This is a genomic window from Mesorhizobium sp. L-8-10, assembly GCF_016756635.1.
In the GTDB taxonomy this organism is placed as follows: domain Bacteria; phylum Pseudomonadota; class Alphaproteobacteria; order Rhizobiales; family Rhizobiaceae.
The window spans coordinates 8,228,559-8,255,116 of the sequence record NZ_AP023263.1; the positions used below are offsets into that span (position 1 = coordinate 8,228,559).

Sequence of the window (26,558 nt, forward strand, 5' to 3'; positions counted from 1 at the left end):
CCAAACACGGATGGAAGTGCGAATGGCGAACCCACAGGACCAGTTCGGTGACTCACTCATTCCCGACGGCAAATGCGATGTTGTCGTCGTAGGGCTCGGGCCCGTCGGCATCACGCTCTGCAACCTACTCGCCTCACAGGGCGTGGTTGTCGAGGGGTACGACGCCGCGGACGAAGTCCATGCCCTCCCCCGCGCGATCGGGTTGGACCACGAAGTCATGCGTGTTTTTCAGCAAATCGGCGCTTCGACCGCGGTTTCGCCGGCACTGGGGGAGTATCGTCCTTCGGAATACCGTTCCGCCGACGGCGTCCTGCTTCGCAGGCTCGAGTCTCCACCCGAGCCACATCCGCTTGCATGGCCGCCGTACCAGACCTTTCTGCAGCCCCGGCTCGAGGAGGCTTTGCGCGTCAACGCACGAAGGTTCTCCAATCTGCGCACGCACACCGGCGTGGAGATCGTGAAACTGGAACATCCGGCCGAGCCGCGAGTAACTTTGCGGAACTGCGCAACCGGCGCATTGATCGAGCGCAGGCCCCGCTTCGTTGTCGGCTGCGACGGCGCCAACAGCTTCATCCGCCGCGGGCTCGGCATCGAACTTGAGGATCTCGATTTCGACGAGCCTTGGTTGGTTGTCGACCTGATCCTCGAGGACGAGAACGCACGACTGCCGGAAACGAACATCCAGTTCTGTGATCCTGCACGCCCCCGCACCTATGTGCGCGGTCCTGGTCGACTGAGGCGCTGGGAATTCATGGTCATGCCTGGCGAAAGCCCCGCCGAAATCAACCGGCCAGAACGGATACAGGAACTGCTTTCTCCATGGCTGCGTCCTGGCCAGGGGCGGGTCTGGCGGTCGGCAACGTACAATTTCCACGCCCTCGTCGCCAGACAATGGCGGCTCGGACGCGTTTTCCTGGCGGGCGACGCCTGCCACATGACCCCGCCCTTCCTCGCCCAGGGAATGACGCAGGGCATCAAGGATGCCGCCAACCTGGCATGGAAGCTGGCGCACGTGATCGATGGCGGTGCGGAGCATGTTCTCGACACCTACGAGGCCGAACGCAAGCCATTTGTCCGCGATGTGATCGAGGCGACCAAGCGCCTCGGGCAGATCATTTGCGAGCTTGAACCTGAAAAGGCCCGTGCCCGGGATGCGGAAATGATTGCCACGATGGCTGCGGGCAAGGGAATTCAGATCCGACAGAACCTGTTTCCGCCGATCCGCCACGGGCTTGTGGACGCGACCGACGGTTCAGTCAACCCTGGCACCGGGGAGCCATGTCCTCAGCCCTGGGTCGAAGGTCCTGCCGGACGCTTGCGGCTGGACGATGCCATCCCAGGCGGGTTTCGACTCCTCATCGCACAGGCCGCGGATGCGTCTCCAGACCTATTGCGCCTCGCTCGCAGGACAGGCGTGGCAGTGCACCATATAGCGCAGGACCACTCCCATCCATCGCCGCTGGTGGAGCAGCATGGTGTGTTCGCTGCCTGGCTGGCCGAAAAGGGCGCCGTTGCGGCGCTCGTGCGGCCCGATCATCTTGTCTTCGGCACCGCGGCCACCATCGACGACGCAAAACGCCTGCTCGAGAAGCTGCACGCCAGACTTAGCGGGACCTGCCACTAGACGAGGACAACCGGGCTGCACCGGTGCCGATGCGTTCTCGTCTTGGAAGTTGCGCGGAGCGGGGCATCTCGCCCGACATTGTCACCTCAGATACCTTATGGTATTTGTATTATTTTCGGTATCCCAGAGCGGCTGATTGCGCCCAGTTGGAGCAAAGAGGACTGCCAGCGATCCGGGAAATTCGAACAAGGGAGGAACAAATGAACACAACGACGATTCGACTCGCACTGCTTTCGGTTGCTCTGATTGGCGCCGGCATTCATGCGTCGGCCGCGCAAGATGCGGAGACGAAGCCGAAGATGGTGGTGACGCTGCTGGGAACCGGTACGCCCACCATCAATATCCGTCGTTTCGGATTCGCCAATCTCGTTCAGGCGGGCGGCATGAATCTGGTGGTCGATGCCGGCCGAGGCGTGGCCACGCGGATTTTCCAGCTCGGCATGCCTTTGGGATCGATCGACGGCGTGTTCCTGACTCACCTGCACTCGGATCATATCGGCGGGCTTCCGGATCTCTTTGCCACCGGCTACCTCAACTGGAAGCCGCTCGGCGGACGCGGAGCGCCTCTTCAGGCCTACGGTCCAAGGGGCACGGCGGACGTGACCAGGGGGCTAGCGATGATGTACGCCGCCGACGCAGCCATACGCGAGGCCGACGAGGGGATCGATCCGACCGCCATGAAGATCGAGGCGACAGAATTCGTGGACGGCATCGTGTTCGAGAAGAATGGCGTGAAGGTAACAGCATTTCCGGTCAACCATGGCGAAAAGATCAAACCGGCGGTTGGCTACCGAATTGACTACGATGGTCATTCCGTCGTCTTCAGCGGCGACACGAAATATGATGGGAACGTCATCGAGAATGCGCAGGGCGCCGACTTGCTCATCCACGAATTTGCCAGCGCGCCAGCCGACATGGCTGACAACCCGCTCTACGCGAAGATCCTCGCTCATCACACGACGCCGCGCGAGGCCGGAGAAGTATTCGCTAGGGCGGCGGTCAAGATGGCGGTCTATTCTCATCAGGGCCTTTTGCCGGGACCGAAGGGCCTGCCCAGTTGGGACGAGGTGATAGCGGAGACGCGGGCAAGCTACGGCGGCCCGCTCGTCGTGGGCGAGGACTTGATGCAGTTCCAGATCGGCGACGGCAGCCCGGTGATCCTGATGCGTGGAGCTGAATGGCCTCGGTGAGCTTCAAGGCCCGGCGTCGGCGGCTCCGCCCGCCGACGCCAACCTTCGGGTCAGGTTCACCCGAATTGAGCGCAAACAAGGCCGGGCTGTTGCGTTTGTTTCGTTCGGCCGGCGAGGCAGAATCAGCCCGCCTGGCGGTGGAGATGGGCCTGGCGCATGGAAGTAAGCGCGGCGCGCAGCATATCGCCCGGCGTCTCCTCGCCCATGAAGGACGATATGCCGCCGTAGATCAATTCCATGACGATACCGCCGACATAAAGCGGCTCAAGGTCGCAGCTATACCCCGGAAACAACTTACGCGACAGCAGCCTGCCGAGGCCCTCCCACTGGTCGCGGAACAGCCGCAGATGCCTGTCTTCGAGCGCGTCTTCGCGCCTGGCAATGGTCAAGAGGTCGACGGCCAGCGCGCCCCAGCGCTTGTCTTTCGCTCGCTGAGTAGCCCAACCGCAAAGAGAATCGATTGCGTGTTCCGGGTCCTCTATCCCCTCCAGCCGGTCCGTCAGTTCGACAACCGCTCGACCGGCATGGAGTTCCAGGAGTTGCAGGAAAATCTCCTCCTTGTTGGCGAAGTTCGAATAAAAGGCGCCCTTCGAAAAGCCGGCCTCCTCAGCGATGCGTTCGATTGTCACGCCGGAGTAGCTGTCTCTCGAGACGATCTCGCTCGCAGCGAGAAGCAGGCCCTCGCGTGTCAGGGCCTGACTCTGCTCACGGGTTAGCCGCGCCATCCCAAATCCTTCCAAAGACGTATCTGGATACCATCCGTATCCGATCACCCGGAAGCTAGAGTGCCGACACGACGCAGGCAAGGGCCCAGAAGACGGGGAACTCGGGGCCCATCAATTGCCAGCGCCACTTCGAACCGTTTATGCGCACCACCGCATAGGCAGCCCCTAGCAGAACGATCACCGCACAGCCGGTCGCCACCTTGGGATAGATGTTGAACACCATGCCCACGACCGCCATGACCTCCAGCGCGATTGTGAGGACGATGAAGACACGACCGGGCTTGAGCCCGGCAGCCTCGAAGGTCGCCGTCGCCTTCGTGAAGTTGCGGATCTTTCCCACAACATGCGGCACGAACCAAATTCCGCACAGGATGCGAAGCAGGTCCTGCGGTGGCACAGGCAGCTCAAACATCAGACACTTCCTCCCTCTTATGCGGGGTCCCTGTTCGCCCCGGTCTTCAGTCAATTCTCGAGTCGGCGCGATCCTGCGATAGCGCGCAAATGGGAGCCGAAGGGCAAGCTTCGATGGATTGTCGAAAAATGCCTCTTGCGCCACCCATTTCAGATACGATACGGTATCCACAGTCTAGCGCGAATGTCAATTAGGCATTCGCGCTTGAGGATCTGGGAGGAAGTGGCATGACAATAATGATGAGGGCCGCACGGCTGCACGCCGTAAACGAGCCGATGCGGATCGATGATGTTGAGAAGCCGATGGCTGCCGGCACCGATGTGGTCGTCGAGGTCAAGGCCTGCGGCCTGGTCCCGAACCTGGCCAACGTGCTGAACAACTGGGAGACCTGGTATCCCCACCAGCCTTTGCCGCCCAAGCCGGCCATCTTCGGTCTCGACCCCGCGGGCGTGGCGCATCAGGTTGGCGACCAGGTGGTGGCGATCAAGCCCGGAGACCGTGTGTACGTAAATCCGCTGCGCTCTTGCGGCGCCTGCCACGCCTGCGCCAGCGGCCAGCAGATGAAGTGCGAATACTTCACCTTCAACGGCTATTTCGGCTTCAACCGGAACAGCCTCGAGATCTTTAAGCGCTATCCCGAGGGAGGCTTCGCCCAGTTCATGCGCGCGCCCCAGAGCGCCATCGTCAAGATCCCCGACAACATGACATTTCCACAGGCGGCCCGCATGGGCTACCTCGGCACGGCCTACTCCGCGCTCAAGAAGCTCGGTATCCTGGCCGGCAAGTCGCTGATCATCAATGGCGCTACCGGCACGCTGGGCGTCGGCGCGACGCTCTTCGCGCTCGCCATGGGTGCCTCAAGGATCTATGCCGTCGCGCGCGGCAAGCCCTTGCTGGAGAAGCTGAAGGCGCTCTCGCCAAACCGAATCGAGATCTTGTCCAACCTCGATGGCGAGGTCGCGGACTGGGTCCGCTCGAAGGACCCGGCGGGTGCCGATTTCATGGTCGATTGCCTGGGCGCCGTGGCCGACGTCAACGCGATGAAGGACGCCATGACGGGCGTCAAGCGCGGCGGCCGGATCGTCAACATCGGCGGCACGGGCAGCGACATGCTGTTCAACACCAAGTGGTGGATGGACAATTCCATGACACTGATCGGCTCGGCCTGGGTGAGCACGGCCGAGGGGATGGAGATCGCGGAACTGGTGCGATCCGGCGCCCTCGACCTTTCCGTGCTGGAGGCCAGGACCTATCCACTGGACAGGATCAACGAGGCCATAAATGGGGTCGCCTCGGGCAATGGGGGCTTTACCAACTACGTGCTGGAACCCTGAGCCCGGGTAGCGCGGCCAGGTTCGCGCCGCGTGAACACACAACGGGAGGACGCCATGATCATCGACTGTCACGGCCATTACACGACCGAACCACCGGAACATCACGCCTTCCGGAAGGCGCAGATCGAGTTCGCCGAAGGCAAGCGTGAAGCGAGCCCTGACTATCCAAGCATCGGCGACGAGACGCTGCGCGCGACGATCGAGCAGAACCAGCTCCGACTTCAGTCCGAGCGCGGCTCCGACCTGACGATTCTGTCGCCGCGCGCGTCCGGCATGGGTCACCATGTCGGCAGCGCGGCCGTGAACGCCGAGTGGTCGCGCATTTCCAATGACCTGGTCGCTCGCATCGTCGGCTTGTTCCCGCGGAACTTCGCGGGGGTGTGCCAGCTGCCGCAGTCGATGAGCGGGGACCTCGCGCCCGTACTGGCCGAGCTGGAGCGCTGCGTGCTGGAACTCGGATTCGTCGGCTGCAACCTCAATCCCGATCCTTCCGGCGGGTTCTGGTCGGCGCCGCCGATCTACGACCGCTACTGGTATCCGCTGTTCGAGAAAATGATCGATCTCGGCGTACCGGCAATGATCCACGTATCCGGAGCGTGCTCGGCCTGTCTGCACACGACAGGTGCGCACTATATCAACGCCGATACCACAGTGTTCATGCAGCTTATCCAGGGCGACCTGTTCCGCGATTTCCCGGAGTTGAAGCTGATCATCCCCCATGGCGGCGGCGCGGCCCCCTACCACTGGGGCCGCTATCGCGGCCTGGCGATGATGCTGGAGAAGCCGGACCTTGCCGCCCATCTGATGCGCAATGTCTGGTTCGACACTTGCGTCTACCACCAGGCCGGCATCGATACGCTCTTCCGTGTGGCAGGATCGGACAACATCCTTTTCGGCTCGGAGCTCCTGGGCGCAGTCAAGGCTGTCGATCCGCTGACCGGCTTCAACTTCGACGACACGCGGCGCTACATCGACGCGCTGGCCCTGAGTGAGGCGGAGCGCGCGGCGGTGTTCGAGGGCAATGCGCGAATGGTCTATCCAAGGTTGGATACGCGGCTGAAGGCACAGGGCCGGTAGGCGCGGGCGCCGACCGAGACACATCAACGCCAACTTACCGAGAGGCATCCATGGCGAGGGTTGTAACGAACACGGAACGCACGCCGATAGAGCTCTGCGACGGCTTGGGCGCGTTGGGCGTGGCGACCGTCCACGAGGCACAGGGGCGCACGGGACTGCTGGGCTCGCACCTGCGCCCGATCTACGCTGGCGCGAAGATCGGTGGGAATGCGCTGACCTGCGAAGTGGCGCCGGGCGACAACTGGACCATCCATGTCGCGCTCGAACAGGCGCGACCTGGCGACATCCTCGTGGTGACGCCAACCTCTCCCTGCGAGGACGGCTATTTTGGCGATCTCCTGGCCGAATCGGCGAAGGCCCTCGGCATCAGGGGCCTCGTCATCGACGCTGGCGTGCGCGATGTTGCGGTGCTGCGTGCGATCAACTTCCCGGTCTGGTCCAAGGCGATCTTCGCGCAGGGCACCGTCAAGGAGACGCTGGGCGATTGTCAGGTGCCGATCGTGTGCGCCGGCGTCAGGATATGTCCGGGCGACGTCGTTCTAGCCGACGACGATGGGGTTTGCGTGGTGCCGCGAGCCTCGGCGGCCGCAGTGCTGGAGACGGCCCGCAAGCGAGAGGCGGCCGAACAAGAGAAGCGCCTCCTCTACGCCGCCGGCAAGCTCAGTCTGGATATCAACAACATGCGTGAGCGCCTGCGGCAGAAGGGTCTTGTCTATGAATAGGAGTCCGTTGCCCGGACGCCTCTATTTAGATACGGTCTGGTTTTACAGTTCCATTCGGTATCGGCATCCATCTGCGAGCCCGGCGCTGGCCGGACACGGGTTCGACCGCGAGAATATCAGGAAATTGGGATGACCGAACGCAAAAAGCCACCCTTCCGCGCCGACCATGTCGGCAGCCTTCTGCGCCCCGCCTCGTTGCTTGCGGCACGCAAGAAATTCGAGGATGGCGATATCCGTGCAGCCGAACTGCGTGCAGCCGAAGACGACGCGATCCGCGACGTCGTGCGCCGGCAGGAGGACGTCGGCCTGCAAAGCATCACCGATAACGAATTCCGCCGCGGCAGCTGGCACATGGACTTCCTCTGCACCATCGGTGGCATCAGAGCAGGCGGAACCCAGCTGCGGCCGTTTCACAACGACTGCGGAGAAGTCCGCAACGAGATCCTGATCCCGGAAGTCTACAGCAAGCGTCATCTCGACACGCCAGTCTTCGGTGACGATTTCGCCTTCCTCAGCTCGGTGAGCACGCAGACGCCCAAGCAGAGTATCCCCTCCCCAAGCATCCTGCATTCGCTCGGCGAGACGGAGCGCCTTGGCGCCTACAAGGACAACGACGCGCTGCTGGAAGACCTGAGGAAGGTCTATGTCCGTCACATCGAGATGATGTACGAGTTGGGCTGCCGCTACCTCCAGATCGACGACACCACTTTCGCCATGCTTGGAGACCCCTCCTACCGGGAAAAGATGCGAGCACGGACTGGAGGCCCCGAGCAAAGCCACATTACCTACATCAACCTGATCAACGCGATCGTAAAGCAGAAGCCGGCCGACATGGTCGTGTGCGTGCACACCTGCCGCGGCAATCACCGTTCGGCCTGGGTTGCTTCGGGGGGATACGATCCGGTTGCCGAGGCGGTGTTCAGTGAACTCGAGGTCGACGGGCTGTTCCTGGAATATGACGACGAGCGCTCGGGAGGCTTCGAGCCGCTGCGTTTCGTGCCCAAGGGCAAGTTCGTCGTGCTTGGTCTCGTCACCAGCAAGCGCGGTGAACTGGAGAAGAAGGACGACCTCAAGCGGCGCATCGAGGCGGCAGCGCGTCATGTCGACGTCGACCAGATCTGCCTGTCGCCGCAGTGCGGCTTCGCCTCCACGCTGGAAGGCAACCTCGTCTCGGAAGAACAGCAGTTCGCAAAGCTGCGTCTCATCGTCGAGACAGCGAACGAGGTCTGGAACTGACGGCGCTTGGGGCCGTTGGACCGGACGATCAGGAAGCGGCGGCCCGCGCTTCGCGGATCTCTGGCGAGGCATGCCGATAGAGGTGCGCCTCGTGCATCGACGTCAGCGCGGCCCGGACCATTTCGCCAGGGGCCTTTTCGCTCATGAACGACGCCATGCCGCCATAGACGAGTTCGAGCACGATGCCGCCGACATGGAGCGGACTGAGATCGGAGCCGTCATACGGGAAGAGCTTGCCCGACAGCAGCCTGCCCAATCCCTCCCACTGGTCTCGAAAAAGCTTCAGGTGCCGGTCCTCCAGCGTGTTGTCGCGGCGCGCGATGCGCAGGAGGTCGATTGCGAGCGTGCCCCAGCGCTTATCCTTGGCACGCTGGTTGGCCCAATCGCTCATCGAGTCGATGATGACTCGGGGGTCGTCCATCCCGTGGAGCCGCTCGGTCAGCTCAATGACGTCGCCCCCGGCGTTACGCTCCAGAAGCTGGAGAAAGATGTCTTCCTTGTTGGCGAAATTGGAGTAGAAAGCGCCCTTGGAGAAGCCGGCCTCCTCCGCAATCCGCTCGATCGTCGCCCCGGAATAGCCGTCCCGCGCCACCACCTCACTCGCCGATGCCAGCAGCTTCTCCCGCGTCAGGGCCTGGCTTTGTTCGCGCGTCAGTCTCGCCATCTCCACTCCATCCGATTCACGTATCGGGATACCTACGGTATCCGGCTGATCGGAAGTTAGTAGCACAGCCCCGGGCACGCAAGCGCGCCCGCCCGAAAATCTGCTGCCCCGTCCGCCCCCACTGGGCCAGTGTGGAACAAGGACATGAGCGACGATAAGGATCGGTCGGATTGTCTCGACTCCCAGCCCGTGAAGCCAGGCTGGAAGGGTTCCCTGCCGGAGATGCACCGATGTTCGGCTCCATCACCCGGAAATGGCGCGGCCGCCCTCGACAGATCAGCTCGCTGTGGTCGGGCTGATTGGCGCGATCACGACCAAGACCGGCCTCGACATGGAGTGAGCAATGGAACCCAGAATCCATGAGAAGGATGTCAAGGCCACCGACGCCTCAACGGCAGACCTCAACATCATCGGCTACGATGCTCGACCCGAATGGAATTGGACACTCAAACTCAGACAGCCCCCAATGACTTGGTGGTCGCGGTGCAGCTTCCCGAGTACGCCAGCCCTCCAATCTGACGCCTCGTTCGGTCCCCTAGAAGCTCGGCGGCTCCTTCCCCGCTACACGGTAGGCCGAAGAGACGGTCGCCGCCATGAGCATGGATATGGTCATCGGGCCGACGCCCCCCGGCACTGGCGTGATGGCGCCGGCCACTTTTTCGGCCGAGGCGCGCTCGACGTCGCCAACGAGCCGCGACTTGCCGTCGCCCTTGTCGGGAGCGGCGATGCGGTTGATCCCGACGTCGATGACGGTGGCCCCCGGCTTTATCCAGTCTCCCTTGATCATTTCGGGACGCCCCACCGCCGCAACGAGGACGTCGGCGGAACTTGCTATTGCCGGCAGATCTTTCGTGCGCGAATGAGCGATCGTCACGGTCGCGTTGGCGGCCAAGAGCAAGTTGGCCATCGGCTTGCCGACGATGTTTGACCGACCGATGACGACTGCGGTCAGGCCTGAAAGGTCGCGTCCGCGCACCCGTTCGATCAGAAGCATCGAGCCGGCCGGCGTGCACGGCACAAAGGCGGTCGCGGTTTCTCCGGTACCAAGCTTGCCGACATTGACGAAGTGGAAGCCGTCGACGTCCTTGTCGGGGCTGACGGCCTGAATTACGGCGGCCTCGTCGATATGCCCCGGTAGGGGCAACTGCACCAATATGCCGTGAATGACCTTGTCGACGTTGAGTTGGCTTATCAGCGCCAGGAGATCTTCCTGCCGGGTCTCCGCCTCTAGGGTATGCTGTACAGAGTGGAACCCGCACTCCTTTGCCGTGCGGCTCTTGCTAGCAACGTAGACCTTGCTGGCCGGGTCCTCACCCACAATGATAACCGCCAGGCCCGGCTTCACGCCGGCCTCGCGTTCCAACGTTTCGGCCGCGACCTTGACCCTCGCGATAACGTCAGCAGCAACCGCCTTGCCGTCGATAATATCAGCCATGTCTTCCTCCGATACGATATGCCCATATGGCCAAATGCGCGGAGAGGCAATTGCCGAGGTCATGCACTTGTTCGATACAATGAATTCAACTCATCGGGTTGCTCGATCGGCTGTCACAGATAGCTTCGGCGCTCACACGGAGGAGCATCGGAGAAGTTGGCGAAGCTGCTTTGCGGTAGGTTTCATCCCTGCGGGAGGAAGAGTTCCCGTATAGCGTGTCAGAGGGCGCTTGGCGTGGTTGTTGCGACATCGACTTTCCGTGCATTGTTGCGGAGGGCGGGCGGCTCACTGCCGGGTGGCTTCGAGGCAAGCGCGGCAGGAACGTCGGCAAGAGGATGATCCATCCGGCCACCGCATATCGACAGTTTGCCGGCGGAATCAGGTGAGACGCTCGGCATTTCAGTCCTGGAGCGCGGGTTGTTGGACCGATCGCACATCGCCGGAGCAAACAACTGGGCTGCCTTGGTGGGCTGCTTTGCATGAGTTCGCCATCCTTGCTCATGAGAGACGACACGGTCGGCCGCGAGATTCTTTTCGTGGAGCCGATGGAACTGATACGCGCCGACGATGCCGACGGGGTTATCGCGGCGCTCGACAAGCTGGAGGCGGCGCGTCGGGCAGGCAAATGGACGGCCGGCTACTTTGCCTACGAGGCGGGCTATGCCTTCGAGCCAAAGTTACGCGCCATCATGCCCGACGGCCGTCGTACGCCACTTGTGCTGATGGGCGTGTTCAAGGCGCCCCATGAGCGGGCGATTCCGGCGACTCCTGCCTCCATTGCTTCGCTTTCGGATTTGCGCGCGAGCTGGTCTTTCGAGCAGTACCTGCCACGCTTCGAACGGTTGCACCAGCACTTGCGCGAAGGCGATTGCTATCAGGCGAACCTCAGCTTTCCGGTGAGGGCCATATGGGACGGCGCGCCTGCCGCCATTTTCGACGCGATGACCGCACGCCAGCCCGTCCGCTACGCCGCACTTGCCGACCTGGGCGGCCCGGTGATTCTGTCGCGCTCGCCGGAACTGTTCTTCGAGATCGACGCTGACGGCTGGATCGAGACCCATCCGATGAAGGGCACCATCCGCCGCGGAATGACGGAGGAAGAGGACGTCAAGCTCATCGACTTCCTGCACAACGACGAGAAGAACAGGGCCGAGAACCGGATGATCGTCGACCTCCTACGAAACGACATCTCGCGCATCTGCGAACTAGGCACCCTGGACGTGCCGGAACTCTTCCGCATCGACACCTACCCGACCGTGCACCAGATGGTGAGCCGCGTACGCGCGAAGGTCGCGCCAGGCACGAGCCCGGGTGACATTTTCGCCGCTCTCTTCCCATGTGGCTCGATCACCGGCGCCCCGAAGCTGCGGGCGATGGAGATACTGCATGCGATTGAGGAGCGGCCCCGGGACGCCTATTGCGGCTCCATCGGCTTCATTGCGCCGACGGGCGAGATGCGCTTCAACGTTGCCATCCGCACGATCACCCTGCATGAGGACGGGGAGGCAGTCTTCAATGTCGGCGGCGGCATCGTATTCGATTCCGACGCACGCTCGGAGTATGAGGAATGCCTGCTCAAGGCGCGCTTCGCGGCCGGCTTCGAGCCAGCCACGTACAGATCGCAGGGAGCTTTCCTCTGTCGCCCAAGCGTCGGCGTCGACCAAAGTGCATAGCTCGTTGGTAAGCGCAGTCCCGTCCGGCAGGTGCTTGCGCAGCATCGGCTGCGACACAGGCACGGTCAACGCCGTCCAGATCCATGATTCGTGCATAAGTCAATGATCGCGGAATCGGGTTCCCGAAAGTCGAGCATGCAACTCGATAAGCGGGCTAGCCCGCAGCCTTCGCCTTGATGCGCGAACGAGTCAAGCGGCAGGCGGGTGCAGCCTCGTGTCGAGGGCAAATGCCTCCTGCAGCTTCAGCGTATAGGAGCCCGCTGGACCGCCCGCCAGGAATATCAGATTCCAGCTATGCGTCGAGACCGCGCTCGGGATCGCGACGAACCGATGGCGGCGCAGCAGATCGGCCCCAAATGCCTGTTGCCCCGCGCCGGGAATACCCGGGTGCAGCCAGTTTGCGTTCGGTATGCTTGAAGGATCGACGACATGAACATCGCCGGGATCGGCGATCACGGCCGCGGTCATCATATGCGGAACGGTGTCGAGCGCCCGGAACCCCTTGTGAACCGCCACCTCAAGGATGGCTGTCGCCGGATCGAGTGAGCAATAGACCGCGCGAACGCCTTTGCTGTTCCAGCGACCGCCAACCCGATAGGCGCCTTCCCCACTATCCCATGTCGATGCATGAGCGGCCTGATCCAGCCGCCATGCAACCAACTCGGTCCCGCCGAGCGCGACCGGCAGAAAGGTCATGCATAGACGCCGTATTCGAGGCGGTCGAGATGGTCCTCCACCAGTTCGACGCCGGCAGGCGTCCCGAGAAGATCGATGGGGCGGCGCTGGTCGAGCCCGACAGCCGGACGCTCTAGCCATTGTTCCGCTTCAGCTTGTGAACCGAAGACGTCCATCGCTTTGGCGAGTATCTCGGCAAACTTCCAAGCGCGGCCACTCTGTACCTGGCTGAGCGGTTTGGAGGGCGCGTCCTTGCGGCGCTGCCAGGTGCGCAGGCTCATGCCCACGGCCTTCTCGAGCGATTCGTTCTTGCCCATGACGACGAGACTGCCAACAAGATGATCCAGCGCCGAGGCAGGCAGGCCATGCAAAAGGAGTTCATGCGCATCGAGCGCATTGGTGAGGTGCCGCGACAAAATACGGGAGCCGCCAAGCAGGGCTTCGATTTTCTGGAGGTCACCTCCCGCTCTAGAAGCAGGCGCCTTTGCCGCGACGGCCATGTTCAATCTCCACGTCAATTGTCGCTCCAGATATGTCATGCGTCGCGACCGATTTCAAGGACGGCGGGAACCGTCGCCTTAAAAGTCGGTTTCGAAACTGGGAGCGGGAAAGGTGGGGGTCAAGCTGCAATCGCAAACTTGGCTTATTTGAGCCGGCAGTCGGCAGCCGCGGCGGGGACGTGAAGGACCCGGTGCGCGCCGGTGGGTGACCGACGCATCTGACGCTTCTTGTTCATACGCGTTCAATTTCGAAGTGGCGGCTCTGGTATCCGGCAACTGCGCGGATGTAGGCGCCATCAAGATGGCGGATCCGTTGGCTCGGCTGATGCGATAGGGGCTCGCGGCGTCCCATTTTTCGATCTGATCGGCGACTTTGGCGAACCGGCTGACGATGGTGCGATCTTCGCGCTGATTCCTCCCGGAACTCAGCGCAAGACATCCACCACCTGCATCACAGTTGAGTCAGGGCCAAAATTGGACGCCGATTGACGGTCAGTCTTGGACGCCGTTTGACAACTGCCGCGGATCTGGCCGCAGTACCGCTCCAGCCACCACGCCATCCAGCGCAGCAGGTTCGGCATCACGACGTAGCCCATCGCGGCCGCGATCGGCATGGTCAGCGTGGCGATCCGCAGGAGAAACAAATTGCAGTGGGTAAGTAGCAAGATCCGGATGAAGACGCGGGGCGGCGGCTGATCCAGGTTAGGACAGCCATCTTTCAGCAGACACCTCTGTCATTTCGAGGCCCGCTCGGGACTGGCCGTCGCCTTTATACCACGGACGAATTCGCCGAGGTGCGGCCAGAACTCGGCGAACGGGGGTTTTTCGCGGTGTCTCATCACGACCTCCGCGAGGAGCTTCAAGCCGACGCAGAAGGCGGCCACATCCTGCTCCGGAAGTATGGCGTGATGCTTCGTGCGCGTCACGATTTCCAGAATGTCATCGTGATTTGCGGCCTGAAATTCGCATACGTCGCCGTCTACCGGTTGGCTGCGACGATCTGAAACCTGTTTCAGAGTGATCCGGTAAACGTAGGGCATGCGGTTCTCCTTGTCATCGCCGTTCCGGTGGAAGCTCAAGCGGTTGCACGTTGCTTGAATGCCGGCATTGGCTTCAGCGCAAGCGACCCATCACCGATCAAGGCCTGCACAGCAAGCGCGACGATCCAGAAGGCTGGATATTCCCAACCGCCATTTGCATTGGAAAAAAAGAAGCCGGCCGCTCCGTGGACCGTGACGATGGAGCCAATCAGGATCGGTATCATGGCGAACGCCACAGCCCGCGTCCACACGCCGAGAATGAGCGCTACGGCGCCGGCAAGCTCCCACACAATTGTGACATAGGCGAGTGCCGGCGGCAGGCCGATCGAGCCGAAGAACCCGGCCGTCCCCGAAGGCGTGAAGACAAACACCTTGAGCCCTGCATGGGCCAGGAAGAGAAGACCGAGTGTGAGACGCAAAAGAAGCGCCGCGTAGGGTGCTGTACGGGTGTCGATCATTTGGTTTTCCGTTCTGGAATGGTGGCGAGGAGGACGGATGCGGCGCGAACATATCGCCGCCATTGTGTCCTTTGCCGCGGAGTCATCAGGCAACCAGTGCGAGCTGTCCGATACGACTGCGAGCGGCTGCAACAGCTTTTTCGGCAGCGTCCACCCCCATGCTAACTCCTTCGACATAAATTGTCTCGATGTCGGTGATACCCATGAAGCCCAGAACCGAATGCAGGTAGGGCACGGCATGGTTCATGCTTGCGGCAGGGCCATGCGAGTAGACGCCGCCGGCCGCCAGCACGATGTACGCCTTCTTCCCTCTGGCCAGACCGATCGGGCCTTTCTCCGTGTACTTGAAGGTCAGGCCGGCGCGAGCAACATGGTCGATCCAGGTCTTCAGGGACGAATAGATGCTGAAGTTGATGAGCCCGGTGCCGATCACAAGCGTGCCGGCGGACAGGAGTTCGGCCACGAGTTCGTCCGATTTCCTTACGGACTCCGATTCTTCCGCGCTGCGTTTGTCTGCGGGCTTCCTGATGGCGGCAGCGAAGACATCATCAATGTGTGGCAGCGGCTCCGTCGCGAGGTTCCGGTGCACGATTGCGCTCGCCGGCTGCAAAGCCCGGAGCCCCTCGGCGAGTTCGGTTGCGATCTTGGTCGAATACGAGTCGGCACGCGGGCTGGTGGTCAGAAGCAGAATGGATGGCATGTGTTTCCTTCCAACCTGAGTTCAGGAGTAGCGTCTCCTGGAACTCTAGTGCTGGAATATCATCGAGCAAACGGCATACGATCGAAACAGGATATCGAGAAAATCGATGAGCGGCGCAGCCCGACTCCACCAACATTGCTGGGCCCGCGCCTGTAGCCGGGGGCACGGTGGGGCAGGCTCTGCCGGCCGGCGGCGCACTCCAGGACGCGGATCGGGTCTCGGCGACCGGCGGATATCAGACGAGATTCGACGGTTCCGTCGCAAACTCGAATCGGAAACGCGGGAAAGCCCCTTTGTGTCCTCAGGCAGCGAGAATGCTGAACTGCTTGGCAAGCGATGGGGCCGGATCATGGGCATACCTCGCCTGACGTTTGCGCATCATGTGAACCATTTCGATGCCGGACAATATCGTCGCTGCGCTGGCGGCCGATTTGAAGCCGAGCATCGGGCGGATCCGGCGCTTGATACGCCGATGGTCCTGCTCGATCCGGTTGTTCATGTATTGGCTTTGCCGGATGCGTATCGGCTTCAGTGGCCGTTGGGGCGCGTGGCGCGCGGCGGTTCCCTTCGCCGTGGTTCTGCTGGTGATCTTTCCGCAAGTCGCACTCTTGCTGCCCAATCTCCTCAACGGCGGATGATACGGCAGTTCGACAAGGCGGCCAGGGCGGTCGTGTTGCCGCCGGCGGGCCGGCCAGCGCTGTCAAGCCTAGGCCGGCGCAAGTGTCTCCACTACCGAGACATCCCTTTTTCCCGCCGCGAGCAAATCCCTGATCTCGTGCGGCGAACAGTCGTAACGGCGGCGAAACATGCGGCCAAGATGTGACGTATCGCAGAACCCGCATTCAACCGCGATCGAGGCCATGGACTTGTCCGTGGTCTCGACGAGATGGCGCGCGAACGACAACCGAATCCCTAGGAAGGCAGCCTGCGGCGACGTGCCGAGCGCAGTTCGAAAATGCCTTTCGAGCTGACGTTTGCTGTTACCCATCTGACGTGCGATCTCCGTCACCGACCGGGGAGCGTCTATGCTCTGCTGCATGAGGAGAAGTGCCCGCCGAACCATGGGATCCCGGGTCTTGAGATCAAGCGGGATGCCGGGCTGCGGTTTCTCGGGCCGCAACGCTTCATCAATGATCATGATGTGAAGGCTCTTGGTCGCCTGTGCGCGCCCGACGTGCATTTCGACCAGATAGGCCGCGAGGTGGGCTGAGCTGGCGCCGCCAGCACAGGTAAGCCTGTCTCGGTCGACGACAAAGATCTGATCGGAGATCGGCGCCAGACCGTCGAACTGCTCGAGAAAATCGGCATGGCAGAACCAGCTCACGCAGCAGCGGTATCCGTCCATGAGCCCCGCACGATGCAGGACGAACGCCCCCGTACAAACGCCCACCAGCGGTACGCCGGCCGCGTCGGCCCTTTCGAGGAAGCGAGTGTAGGCGGGACTGATATTGGGGATCTCTTCGAGAAGCCCCCCAACAACGACAATGTAGTCGAACGAGGCCGGGTTTCCCAACCGCTCGTTAGGCTGGATCGTGACGCCGCAACTGGAGGAGACGGGATCCATAGTATCGGAGAGTACCGACCACTCGCACATGATCGGCCGGCTCCTGTCGCCTTCGTCGGCGGCAAGTCGTAGAACGTCGACGAAATTGGCGAACGCGCACAGAGTGAAGCGCTTGGCAAGGATGAAGCCCACGGACAGGCGAGGTCCGTCTGCCTTCCGCGTCTTCGGCCTCGCGGAGGGCGCGTCCGGTTTGGGCTGACGTTCCCTCGCCCGCAATTCCATCGCTCCTCCCTCTCGAGCGTCGCCGCCGCTGCAATTTCGTAGCGACAATTCGCATCTGGCGCAAACGTCCCATTCACGTGCAGCCGAATGACGCATCATGTATGGCAGGCCACCTGGGTGAACCGGTTCCGTCGCAAACTTTCCGTCAAGATCATCTGGGGCATGAAGGCTCCTCCACTGGAGGAGGGTTTTCATGTTCAAGGGTCGCCATTTCGACCGGTCGGTGATCTTGCTGTGTGTCCGCTGGTACCTGGCCTACAATCTCAGCCTGCGCGATCTGGAAGAGATGCTTGCGGAGCGCGGTATCGGCGTCGACCATTCGACGATCCACCGCTGGGTCGTTCACTTTGCGCCAATGCTGCTGGAATGCTTCAACCGCCGGAAGCGCGCCGTCACCGGCAAGTGGCACATCGATGAGACCTACATCAAGGTCCGTGGTCGCTGGATGTATCTTTACCGCGCCATCGACAGCGTCGGCGACACGGTCGAATTCTTCTTCAGCGAGGACCGTGACCTGCAGGCTGCAAAACGCTTCATCCGCAAGGCCCTGAAGCGCCATGGGCGTCCGGAACGCATTATCATTGACGGCAGCCAGACGAACCGCGAGGCAATCATTGCTTGCGACGGTGAGAGCCGGCTGCGGGAGCGATCGCAACGGCCACTGAAGCCGATACGCATCCGGCAAAGCCAATACATGAACAACCGGATCGAGCAGGATCATCGGCGTATCAAGCGCCGGATCCGCCCGATGCTCGGCTTCAAATCGGCCGCCAGCGCAGCGACGATATTGTCCGGCATCGAAATGGTTCACATGATGCGCAAACGTCAGGCGAGGTATGCCTATTGTTCCGACTCTAACGCTTGGTTCCTGCTCTTGGCGGCGTCAAGAGCAGCGCGGGCGCGGTGGACTTTGGCGAGGATGACATCGGCGCTCTTGGTCCACACGAGGGGCTTCGGGTCGGCGTTGTGCGCGTCGAGATAGTCGCAGATAGCGGTCTCGAGCTGGGCGACGCTCGTGAAGACGCCGCGCCGGATGCGCTTCCTCGTGATCTCGGCGAAGAAGCGCTCCACCTGGTTGAGCCAGGACGACGACGTGGGGATGAAGTGCAGCTTGAAGCGCGGATGCTTGGCGAGCCAGTCCTTCACCGCCTGGGTCTTGTGGGTGGAGTAGTTGTCGACGATCAGGTGCACGTCCAAGGACTTCGGTGTGTTGCGGTCGATGGTTCTGAGGAAACGGATGAACTCCTTGGCCCGATGCTTGGGCTGGCATTCTCCGATCACCGCGCCAGTCTTCACGTCGAGCGCGGCGAACAGCGTGGTCGTGCCGTGGCGCTTGTAGTCGTGGGTCATCGTGCCGGCGCGGCCTTTCTTCATCGGCAGGCCGGGCTGGGTGCGGTCGAGCGCCTGGATCTGGCTCTTCTCGTCCACGCAGAACACCAGCGCCTTGTCCGGCGGGTTGAGATAGAGGCCGACGACGTCGGTCACCTTTTCGGCGAACTTCGGATCATTCGACAGCTTGAACGTGGTCACCAGGTGCGGCTTCAAGCCCGCCTCCGCCCAGATGCGCTGCACGCTCCTGTGGCTGATGCCGACCGTCCTGGCCATCGTCCGCGCGCTCCAGTGCGTGCCGCCGCCTGGCGGCCGCTCCTGCGCCGTCTTGGTCAGCACGGCGAGCTTCACCTCCACCGAGAGCGGCTTCTTGCGCGCCGGCCGCGTCTTGTCGCGCAACAGCCCGTCGACGCCGGCCTCAATGTAACGCTCTTGCCAGCGCCACACGGCGGGCTTCGACTTCCCCGTGCGCCGCATGATCGCCATCGTGCCGAGCCCGTCCGCCGTCGCCAGCACGATCTCGGCCCGCCAGGCCGCCTTGCGCGACGTGTTGCGATTCGCCACAAGCCGCTCGAGCCGAGCCCGGTCCGCCGGGCCCACGAAGACCGACAGGAACATGAAGATCAGGCGACGTAGATCGGATGGGCCGCGCAGAGGGCGCGTACCTCGGCCCGGATTTCGGCTTCGATCCTGCCGTGGCCCTCGGCATTGGCAGCCAGCGTGTCGATGACCTTCAGGATTAGTTCGCCGATCCTGCGGAATTCGCCCTCGCCGAATCCCCGTGTCGTGCCCGCCGAGGTGCCGAGCCGGACACCCGAGGTGACGAAGGGCTTTTCGGGATCGAAGGGAATGGCGTTCTTGTTGCAGGTCAGACCCACCCGCTCCAGCGCGGCCTCGGCGGCCTTGCCGGTCACGCCCTTGGGGCGCAGATCGACCAGAACCATGTGGCAGTCGGTCCCGCCCGAAACGATGCCGACGCCGCCTTTCACGAGCGTCTCCGACAGAGCGCGCGCATTTTCCACGACCCGCCTCGCATAGTCCTTGAACGTCGGCTGAAGCGCCTCGCCGAACGCCACCGCCTTGGCGGCGACCACATGCATGAGCGGGCCACCCTGGTTGCCGGGAAACACGGCCGAGTTGATCTTCTTGGCCAGCGCTTCGTCATTGGTCAGGATGAAGCCGCCGCGAGGGCCGCGCAGGGTCTTGTGGGTGGTCGAGGTCACGACATGCGCATGCGGCACCGGGTTGGGATATTCGCCCGCGGCGACCAGGCCGGCATAATGGGCCATGTCGACCATCAGATACGCTCCGACCTCGTCCGCGATCGCGCGGAAGGCCGCGAAGTCGATGCGGCGCGGATAGGCCGAAGCCCCGGCGACGATCAGCTTCGGCCTGGTGTCGAGTGCCTTCCTGCGCAGCGCTTCCATGTCGATGAGATGGGTCTTCTCGTCCACCTCGTAGGAGACGACATCGAACCACTTGCCGGACATGGTGACCGGCGACCCATGGGTCAGGTGCCCGCCATGGGCAAGCGACATCCCCAGGATCCTGTCGCCCGGCTGCAAGAGGGCCAAGAAGACGGCCTGATTGGCCTGCGCGCCCGAATGCGGCTGGACGTTGGCATGTTCGGCCCCGAAGAGCTGCCTGAGCCGATCGATGGCGATGGATTCGACCACGTCGACATGTTCGCATCCGCCGTAGTAACGGCGTCCGGGATAGCCTTCGGCGTATTTGTTGGTGAGAACCGATCCCTGCGCCGCCAGGACGTCCCGGGAGACGATGTTTTCCGAGGCGATCAGCTCGATCTGGTTCTGCTGGCGATCGAGTTCATGGCCAATCGCTTCGGCGATGGCGATGTCGGAGATCGAGGCATTGGCTGTCTTGTTGAGCATGGGCATTCCTCTTGGCGAAGACTGGTCGTTCTGCGTTCGGTTCGGCGCGGCTGGTTTCAAGAAACGAGATCACAGGGCGAGGTGAATTGCTGCCTGTTTACGAAACCGGCGCGGCCGTGATGATGGCTGCGCCCAGCCTCTTTTGCTGCGCCGCGTTCAGCAATCCTTGATACAAGCCATGGACGTGCTCGTATCCCCGATGGCCGGCCATGTCGGTTATTCGATCCCGCGCCCGTTCAATCCTGCTCATCAGGCTTGCATACCAACCGATGTAGGCGTCGTGGACTTCCTGTATGTCGAGCACCTGCCAGCCAGTGCTCGACATACGCTCTCGCACCTCCGAAAGCCGCAGCGGATTGGGAAGGAAAGGTTCGCCTGCGTCCATCAATGGGTCGTCTTGGTAGCCTCCGCGATCCACGTGATCGAAGATGATCATCCGGGCATCCGGTCGGGCGATCTTGAGGAGAGCGCCGAGGGCCCCGGATTGATCCTCGAAGCAGTAGTACGCGTTGAACATGCACACGATCTCCGGACGCTCGGTCACGTGTCGGTCAACGCCGCAGACATCGCAAACAATGAAGCTGGCGCCCGGATAGCGCTCCCGCGCGGCGTCGATCGATTCCGGTTCTATGTCGATGCCGATCACTCGGCCCCATCCGTTCCTGTTGAGATAGTCGGCCGTTCCGCCACGTCCGCAGCCGGCATCCAGGATAAGGCGACGTGTATTCTTCTCGACGCCTGACAAGGCGAGCTCGATCGCTTCTTCCTCGCCGGCGTGTGCGTAATCTCCTTCTCTGACGAAGGAGAGGATTCTCTGTCCGAGATAGGAGTTCATTGAAAACCGACCGCCCATCCCGATCCTCCCACCGACGCTGGAGCGTTGCGTCGAGTCACTCCGCGGCGAGTTCGGCGCAGCCGGTCACGAGAAGCGCGATCACGTGCGGTGCGAAAGAGCGCCACATGTCGAGGCGGAAGCTGTTGGCGCCGTCGCGCCACAGGATGACCGTCGCGCCATCCATCAGCGTCCGCCGGCCTTCGCCGTCGGGAAGGCGGTCGATGTCGCGTGGGCAACCGAGCGTCAGCATTTCCGCTGCCTTCGGGCCTTCGATGCGCACCGATATCTCGCGATCCGAAATGTCGGTCAGGCTATGCGGCACCTGCGCGTAGATGTCTGCGCACGCTCCCGCCAGCCGGCCCGCATCCGCCTCGGCGGTGAGGAGCTGCCATTCGTCGGGGCCGAGGCACAGAGCCTCGGTCGTTCCGCCACTGGCGCGGCTTCCGATCCGGCGCGGAAGATCGACACCGATTGCCTTTGAGAGGGCAGGCAAGTCCGCCTGGCATGCGCGCAGCGAAAACCGCCCGACGGGCGCCGGTATCGAGACCGCGGCGGCGGTGCTCGCCGCGACCGGCCCCGGTGTAAAGCTGGGGTTGAGAGCCGTCATCGCATCGTCTCCTGTCCTAGAGTTTCAGCCGTTCGCCTTCCGGGTCGTAGAACACGGTTCCCGTGACCTTGGCCCGGACCAAGCCGCCCGGCATGGGGATGAAGACCGTTTCGCCGGTCCGCTTGTGCCCGCCTTCGACGAGGGCCATCGCGATCGGTCGTCCCGCCGCCGTGCTGCGGTAGGAGGAGGTGACGTGGCCTACCATCCTCATCGGCTTGGGCTGGTTCGGGTCGAGCACAATCTGCGCGCCTTCCTCCAGCTTCGTCGTGCCGTCTTCCGTCAACAGGCCGACGAGCTGCTTGCGGCCCTCGGCGACGAGGTCGGGGCGCTGAAGCCCGCGCTTGCCGACGAAATCGGGCTTGGCCTTTCCGATCGCCCAGCTCATTCCGGCGTCATGCGGAGTGACCGTGCCGTCGGTGTCCTGCCCGACCAGGATGAAACCCTTCTCTGCGCGCAGCACGTGCATGGTCTCTGTGCCGTAGGCGCAGATGCCGTATTGCTGGCCCGCCGCCCAGAGCTTCTCCCACAGCACGCGGCCGTGGCGGGCCGGCACGTTCACCTCGAAGCCGAGTTCGCCGGTGAAGCTGACCCGGAACAGACGCGCAGGGAACCCGGCAACGGTGCATTCCGCGACCGACATATGCGGGAAGGCTTCGTCGGAGAGGTCCAGCCCTTCCACGAAGGGGGTGAGCAGCTTGCGTGCGCTGGGACCGTTGAGCGCGACGGTCGCCCATTGCTCGGTGGTCGAGGTGAGCCAGACCTCGAGATCTGGCCATTCCGTCTGGAGGTAATCCTCCATCATGTTGAGCACCCGCGCCGCGCCGCCGGTCGTCGTGGTGACGTGGAAGCGGTCGGCGCTCAGGCGGCCGATCACGCCGTCGTCGCGGATATAGCCATCGTCGCCCAGAAGCAGGCCATAGCGGCAGCGGCCGATCCCGAGCTTGGCCCACGGGTTCGTGTACATCCGCTCCATGAAGGTCACCGCATCCGGCCCGACGACCTCGATCTTGCCCAGCGTCGAGGCATCGAAGATGCCCAGCGAGCCACGCGTCGTGCGGCATTCGCGTGCCACCGCCGCATCCATGTCTTCGCCGGCCTTCGGGAAATAGCGGGCACGCCGCCACAGGCTGACGGGCTCATAGACCGCGCCATTTTCCTCGGCCCAACTATCGATGGGGGTCTTGCGCGTCACCTCGAAATGCCCGCCCCGGTGATATCCGGCAAAGGCGCCGAACGTGGTCGGCGTATAGGGCGGGCGGAAGGTGGTGAGACCCACTTGCGGCACGGGCTTGCCGAGCGCGTCGGCGGCGATGTTGAGCCCGTTGATGTTGGACATCTTGCCCTGGTCGGTGGCCATGCCGTTGGTCGTGTAGCGCTTGACATGCTCGATGGAGCGCATGCCTTCGCGTACGGCCAGGCGCAGGTCCTTTGCGGTCACGTCGTTCTGGTAGTCGACAAAGGCGCGCGCCCGGCCGGGGTTTCGGTCGCTCGGCAGCTCCTTGTGGCTGACGCCGGTTCCATGGCGATCCTTGTCGACAGCATGGCGGCCGGCGACAGGCTTCTTGCCCAGCTCGCGCGCGACCTCGGCCCCCATGGCCGCACCGTCGTTCAGCACCCATTCGATCCCCCAGAGGCCGCGGCCAGCGCCGGCAATGTGGCAGGCCTCGGTCTTGCGGTCGGGCAGGAAGGTCTGCCTCTCGTCGTCCCAGGCGAGCTTGCCCTGAGTATGGGAGAAGAGATGCAGAGACGGCGTCCAGCCGCCAGAGATCAGAAGGCAATCGCAGGCCAGCGTGCGGGCCGATCCCACGCGGTCGCCCTGGACCGGATTGGCGCGCACCGACTTGACGCGCAGGCGTCCCTCGGTGCCGGTGACCGTATGGCCCGACAGCACCTCGATGTTGCGGGAGCGCGCCTCGGCCACAAGGTCGGACCGGGGATTGGCGCGGGTATCGACGATCGCTTCGATCTTCGTGCCGGCGTCGGCGAGATCGAAGGCCCCATACCATGCGCTATCATGGCAGGTCGCCACGACGGCCCTGTTGCCCACCCTGACGCCGAAGCGATTGAGATAGGTCTGGGCGCTGCCGGCCAGCATCACGCCCGGCCGGTCGTTGCCGTCGAAGACCAGCGGCTTTTCCAGCGCGCCCTGCGCCAGGACGACCCGTCCGGCCCGCACGCGCCACAATCTCTCGCGCGGCGTGCCGGCGGTGGGCGATTGCAGATGGTCGGTCAGCTTCTGAGCAAGACCGACCATGTTCTGGTGATAGTAGCCGATGGCCGTGGTGCGCGTCATGACACGCGCGCCGAGCGACTTCAGTTCGTCGAGCGTCGCCTCGAGCCACGCCCAGGCCGGAGCGCCGTCGATCACCGCCTGCGGCTCGCTGAGTAGCGTTCCGCCGGCTTCCGCGTTCTCGTCGACCAGCGTCACGCGCAGGCCAGACCTGGCCGCGCTCAGAGCAGCGGCGAGGCCCGCCGGACCTGCGCCGATCACCAGCACGTCGGTATGCAGATAGCGCGAGGCGTAGGTGTCGGGATCTTCCTCGGTGGGCGACACGCCAAGGCCGGCAGCCGCGCGGATGAAGGGCTCGTAGACCTTGTCCCAGAAGGACTTCGGCCACATGAACGTCTTGTAGTAGAACCCGGCGGAAAACAGCATATAGGCGCGGTCGTTCACGGCGCCGACGTCGAATTTGAGGCTCGGATACCGGTTCTGGCTGGTCGCCTCCAGACCGTCCCATATCTCCTGCACGGTGGCGCGGGTATTGGGCTCGAATCGGCCGGGGCCGTGGCGGACGCCGATAAGGGCGTTCGGCTCTTCCGATCCCGCGGACACGGGACCGCGGGGGCGATGGTACTTGAACGAGCGCCCCATCAGGTGCTCGCCATTGGCCAGCAGCGCGGAGGCGACCGTATCGCCCGCTCGGCCTTCGATGGTCCTGCCGTCGAAGGTGAATCTCACCGGCCGGTTGTGATCGATCCGGCCGCGGCCGGGAACACGCAGGCTCGTCATTCCGCGGCCTCCTTCACGTCGGAGTGGTCAGGGCGCGCCTGGCCCGCCTTGTAGGTCTTGAGGAATTTGTCGCTCACCGTGTCGCGCGCGGCGTTGAAGAAGCGCCCACAGCCGTGCGCATGCCGCCAGCGCTCGAAATGCAGCCCGCGAGCATTGGTGCGAATAAACAGATAGTCGCGCCATTCCTCGTCGCTCATGGACGACGGATCGGCCGGCCTGGCGATGTGCGCCTCGCCGGCATAGGTGAATTCCAGCTCCGGCAGGGTTTCTTCACAATAGGGGCAATGGATCAGAAGCATGTTCGTCTCCTCAATGCGCGACGGCGGCCGCGGCGGCCTCGTCGATCAGGCGGCCGGTGGTGAACCGCTCCAGCGTGAAGGGGGCATTGATCGGATGCGGCTCGTCCTTGGCGACGGTCCAGGCCAGCACGTGAGCCGAGCCGGGCGTCGCCTTGAAGCCGCCGGTGCCCCAGCCGCAGTTGACGTAGAGCCCGGGCACCGGCGTCTTGCCGATGATCGGCGAGCGATCCGGCGTCACGTCGACGATGCCGCCCCATTTGCGCAGCATCCGCATGCGGGTGAAGATCGGGAAGATCTCGCAGATCGCGGCAACTGTATGCTCGATCAGCGGCAGGCCGCCGCGCTGGGAATAGCTGGTGTACTGATCGGTGCCGGAACCGATCACCAGCTCGCCCTTGTCGGACTGGCTGATATAGGCGTGCACCGTGTTCGACATCACCACGCAGGGGAAGATCGGCTTGACCGGCTCCGAAACCAATGCCTGAAGCGGAAAGCTCTCGAGCGGCAGGCGAACGCCGGCGCTGTCCATCACCACGGTGGTGTTGCCTGCGGCGGAAACCGCGACCTTCTTGGCCTTGATGAATCCCTTGGCGGTCTCGACGCCAGTGATACGGCCGTCGGGACCGCGCCGGATCGCGGTGACCGGGCAGTTCTGGATGATGTCCACCCCGCGCGCCGCCGCGCCACGCGCATATCCCCACGCCACCGCATCGTGACGGGCGGTGCCGGCGCGCTGCTGCAGCGCCGCTCCCAAAACCGGATAGCGCGCCGTCGGCGAGATGCTGAGCGGCGGGCAGAACGCCGTGGCCTCCGCGGCCGTCAGCCAACGGTTGTCGACACCGTTGAGGCGGTTGGAATGGATGTGCCGCTGGAAGCTCTGCACGTCATGCACGTTGTGCGCGAGCATCATCACGCCGCGCTTCGAGTACATGACGTTGTAGTTCAGGTCCTGGCTGAGATTGTCCCACAGGTCCAGCGCATGGTCGTAAAGACGCGCGCTTTCGTCGTAGAGGTAGTTGGAACGGACGATCGTCGTGTTGCGCCCGGTGTTGCCGCCGCCGAGCCAGCCCTTGTCAATCACCGCGACGTTGGTGATGCCGTGCTGCTTGGCCAGGTAGTAGGCCGCGCCCAGCCCGTGCCCGCCGGCGCCGACGATCACCACGTCATATTCCGCTTTCGGCTGGCTTTCGGGCCACTGCGGGGTCCAGTTCTTGTGACCCGTAAGGGCGTTCTTCAAGAGCGACAACGCGGAAAAATGGGTCATGTCAGGCCAGCCCATGCAGGTTCGGTTTTCGGCGTTCTAGTCGAGCAGGAACGGGGAAGACTGGAACAATG

General features: G+C 63.1%; 25 protein-coding genes and 2 pseudogenes. 8 read left to right on the forward strand and 19 right to left on the reverse strand.

Annotated elements, in window-relative coordinates; all coding sequences use genetic code 11:
- The first annotated feature begins 10 nt into the window (after nucleotides 1-10).
- Nucleotides 11-1,624 (forward strand): bifunctional 3-(3-hydroxy-phenyl)propionate/3-hydroxycinnamic acid hydroxylase, encoded by a 1,614-nt coding sequence (locus tag JN280_RS38015; protein ID WP_244742711.1) that lies wholly within the window; start codon nucleotides 11-13, stop codon nucleotides 1,622-1,624.
- 29 nt (nucleotides 1,625-1,653) lie between these two features.
- Complete coding sequence (locus JN280_RS38020) at nucleotides 1,654-2,814, forward strand: MBL fold metallo-hydrolase (protein WP_202309314.1); 1,161 nt, start codon at nucleotides 1,654-1,656, stop codon at nucleotides 2,812-2,814.
- 122 nt (nucleotides 2,815-2,936) lie between these two features.
- Here the strand turns inward: JN280_RS38020 and JN280_RS38025 are convergent, their stop codons facing one another.
- Nucleotides 2,937-3,539 carry a TetR/AcrR family transcriptional regulator gene (locus JN280_RS38025; protein WP_202309315.1) on the reverse strand — a complete coding sequence of 201 codons (603 nt, stop codon included), beginning with the start codon at nucleotides 3,537-3,539 and terminating at the stop codon, nucleotides 2,937-2,939.
- Between the two features lie 55 nt (nucleotides 3,540-3,594).
- The gene (locus tag JN280_RS38030) at nucleotides 3,595-3,951 is read right to left on the reverse strand and encodes a DoxX family protein (RefSeq protein ID WP_202309316.1); all 357 of its coding nucleotides are present in this window, start codon (nucleotides 3,949-3,951) and stop codon (nucleotides 3,595-3,597) included.
- 227 nt (nucleotides 3,952-4,178) lie between these two features.
- On the opposite strand from JN280_RS38030, the gene JN280_RS38035 reads away from it, so the two are divergent.
- The 4 genes from JN280_RS38035 to JN280_RS38050 all read left to right on the forward strand — a co-directional run bounded on the left by JN280_RS38035 (nucleotide 4,179) and on the right by JN280_RS38050 (nucleotide 8,320).
- Nucleotides 4,179-5,285 (forward strand): alcohol dehydrogenase catalytic domain-containing protein, encoded by a 1,107-nt coding sequence (locus tag JN280_RS38035; protein ID WP_202309317.1) that lies wholly within the window; start codon nucleotides 4,179-4,181, stop codon nucleotides 5,283-5,285.
- A 54-nt stretch (nucleotides 5,286-5,339) separates the two neighbouring features.
- Nucleotides 5,340-6,362, forward strand: a complete 1,023-nt coding sequence (locus tag JN280_RS38040; protein ID WP_202309318.1) for an amidohydrolase family protein — start codon at nucleotides 5,340-5,342, stop codon at nucleotides 6,360-6,362.
- A gap of 50 nt (nucleotides 6,363-6,412) precedes the next feature.
- The gene (locus JN280_RS38045) at nucleotides 6,413-7,084 is read left to right on the forward strand and encodes a 4-carboxy-4-hydroxy-2-oxoadipate aldolase/oxaloacetate decarboxylase (RefSeq protein ID WP_202309319.1); all 672 of its coding nucleotides are present in this window, start codon (nucleotides 6,413-6,415) and stop codon (nucleotides 7,082-7,084) included.
- A gap of 129 nt (nucleotides 7,085-7,213) precedes the next feature.
- Nucleotides 7,214-8,320: a 5-methyltetrahydropteroyltriglutamate--homocysteine S-methyltransferase gene (locus tag JN280_RS38050; RefSeq protein WP_202309320.1), complete on the forward strand. Its 1,107-nt coding sequence runs from the start codon at nucleotides 7,214-7,216 to the stop codon at nucleotides 8,318-8,320.
- Nucleotides 8,321-8,348: 28 nt separating this feature from the next.
- On the opposite strand, the gene JN280_RS38055 is transcribed toward JN280_RS38050, so the two are convergent.
- Nucleotides 8,349-8,984, reverse strand: a complete 636-nt coding sequence (locus tag JN280_RS38055; protein WP_202309321.1) for a TetR/AcrR family transcriptional regulator — start codon at nucleotides 8,982-8,984, stop codon at nucleotides 8,349-8,351.
- 535 nt (nucleotides 8,985-9,519) lie between these two features.
- Nucleotides 9,520-10,419: a bifunctional methylenetetrahydrofolate dehydrogenase/methenyltetrahydrofolate cyclohydrolase FolD gene (gene folD / locus JN280_RS38060; protein ID WP_202315313.1), complete on the reverse strand. Its 900-nt coding sequence runs from the start codon at nucleotides 10,417-10,419 to the stop codon at nucleotides 9,520-9,522.
- Between the two features lie 479 nt (nucleotides 10,420-10,898).
- Between folD and JN280_RS38065 the strand changes: the two genes are divergently transcribed.
- Complete coding sequence (locus tag JN280_RS38065) at nucleotides 10,899-12,092, forward strand: aminodeoxychorismate synthase component I (RefSeq protein ID WP_202309322.1); 1,194 nt, start codon at nucleotides 10,899-10,901, stop codon at nucleotides 12,090-12,092.
- Nucleotides 12,093-12,281: 189 nt separating this feature from the next.
- Here JN280_RS38065 and JN280_RS38070 read toward each other — a convergent pair whose 3' ends face one another.
- The 8 genes and pseudogenes from JN280_RS38070 to JN280_RS38110 form a co-directional block, all read right to left on the reverse strand.
- Complete coding sequence (locus tag JN280_RS38070) at nucleotides 12,282-12,788, reverse strand: RES family NAD+ phosphorylase (RefSeq protein ID WP_202309323.1); 507 nt, start codon at nucleotides 12,786-12,788, stop codon at nucleotides 12,282-12,284.
- Nucleotides 12,785-13,267, reverse strand: coding sequence for a type II RES/Xre toxin-antitoxin system antitoxin (parS, locus tag JN280_RS38075; RefSeq protein WP_202309324.1), 483 nt, complete (start codon nucleotides 13,265-13,267; stop codon nucleotides 12,785-12,787). The genes JN280_RS38070 and parS overlap by 4 nt, the downstream gene beginning before the upstream one ends.
- A 425-nt stretch (nucleotides 13,268-13,692) precedes the next feature.
- A complete protein-coding gene (locus tag JN280_RS38085) occupies nucleotides 13,693-13,881 on the reverse strand; it encodes a hypothetical protein (protein ID WP_202309325.1) in 189 nt (62 codons plus the stop codon).
- 120 nt (nucleotides 13,882-14,001) lie between these two features.
- A complete protein-coding gene (locus JN280_RS38090; protein WP_202309326.1) occupies nucleotides 14,002-14,307 on the reverse strand; it encodes a DUF3861 domain-containing protein in 306 nt (101 codons plus the stop codon).
- 35 nt (nucleotides 14,308-14,342) lie between these two features.
- On the reverse strand, nucleotides 14,343-14,765 hold the full coding sequence (locus JN280_RS38095; protein ID WP_202309327.1) for a DoxX family protein: 423 nt from the start codon (nucleotides 14,763-14,765) through the stop codon (nucleotides 14,343-14,345).
- 85 nt (nucleotides 14,766-14,850) lie between these two features.
- Nucleotides 14,851-15,465 (reverse strand): FMN-dependent NADH-azoreductase, encoded by a 615-nt coding sequence (locus JN280_RS38100; protein ID WP_202309328.1) that lies wholly within the window; start codon nucleotides 15,463-15,465, stop codon nucleotides 14,851-14,853.
- A gap of 301 nt (nucleotides 15,466-15,766) precedes the next feature.
- Nucleotides 15,767-16,003: pseudogene (locus tag JN280_RS38105) on the reverse strand (DDE-type integrase/transposase/recombinase); the annotation flags it as partial.
- Between the two features lie 168 nt (nucleotides 16,004-16,171).
- The gene (locus JN280_RS38110) at nucleotides 16,172-17,251 is read right to left on the reverse strand and encodes a GlxA family transcriptional regulator (protein ID WP_202309329.1); all 1,080 of its coding nucleotides are present in this window, start codon (nucleotides 17,249-17,251) and stop codon (nucleotides 16,172-16,174) included.
- Between the two features lie 193 nt (nucleotides 17,252-17,444).
- Here JN280_RS38110 and JN280_RS38115 point away from each other — a divergent pair.
- Nucleotides 17,445-18,095, forward strand: a pseudogene (locus JN280_RS38115) (IS6 family transposase); the annotation flags it as partial.
- Here the strand turns inward: JN280_RS38115 and JN280_RS38120 are convergent.
- The 7 genes from JN280_RS38120 to JN280_RS38150 form a co-directional block, all read right to left on the reverse strand.
- On the reverse strand, nucleotides 18,092-19,198 hold the full coding sequence (locus tag JN280_RS38120; protein WP_202309330.1) for an IS630 family transposase: 1,107 nt from the start codon (nucleotides 19,196-19,198) through the stop codon (nucleotides 18,092-18,094). The pseudogene JN280_RS38115 and the gene JN280_RS38120 sit on opposite strands and share 4 nt — an antisense overlap.
- Nucleotides 19,199-19,203: 5 nt before the next feature.
- Complete coding sequence (gene glyA / locus JN280_RS38125; protein ID WP_202309331.1) at nucleotides 19,204-20,472, reverse strand: serine hydroxymethyltransferase; 1,269 nt, start codon at nucleotides 20,470-20,472, stop codon at nucleotides 19,204-19,206.
- A 97-nt stretch (nucleotides 20,473-20,569) separates the two neighbouring features.
- Nucleotides 20,570-21,325: a class I SAM-dependent methyltransferase gene (locus JN280_RS38130; protein WP_202309332.1), complete on the reverse strand. Its 756-nt coding sequence runs from the start codon at nucleotides 21,323-21,325 to the stop codon at nucleotides 20,570-20,572.
- 37 nt (nucleotides 21,326-21,362) lie between these two features.
- Nucleotides 21,363-21,914: a sarcosine oxidase subunit gamma family protein gene (gene soxG, locus JN280_RS38135; RefSeq protein WP_202309333.1), complete on the reverse strand. Its 552-nt coding sequence runs from the start codon at nucleotides 21,912-21,914 to the stop codon at nucleotides 21,363-21,365.
- A 16-nt stretch (nucleotides 21,915-21,930) separates the two neighbouring features.
- Complete coding sequence (locus JN280_RS38140) at nucleotides 21,931-24,924, reverse strand: sarcosine oxidase subunit alpha (RefSeq protein WP_202309334.1); 2,994 nt, start codon at nucleotides 24,922-24,924, stop codon at nucleotides 21,931-21,933.
- Nucleotides 24,921-25,223 (reverse strand): sarcosine oxidase subunit delta, encoded by a 303-nt coding sequence (locus JN280_RS38145; protein WP_202309335.1) that lies wholly within the window; start codon nucleotides 25,221-25,223, stop codon nucleotides 24,921-24,923. Before JN280_RS38145 ends, JN280_RS38140 begins: the two co-directional genes overlap by 4 nt.
- Before the next feature lie 10 nt (nucleotides 25,224-25,233).
- On the reverse strand, nucleotides 25,234-26,487 hold the full coding sequence (locus JN280_RS38150; protein ID WP_202309336.1) for a sarcosine oxidase subunit beta family protein: 1,254 nt from the start codon (nucleotides 26,485-26,487) through the stop codon (nucleotides 25,234-25,236).
- Nucleotides 26,488-26,558: the final 71 nt, after the last annotated feature.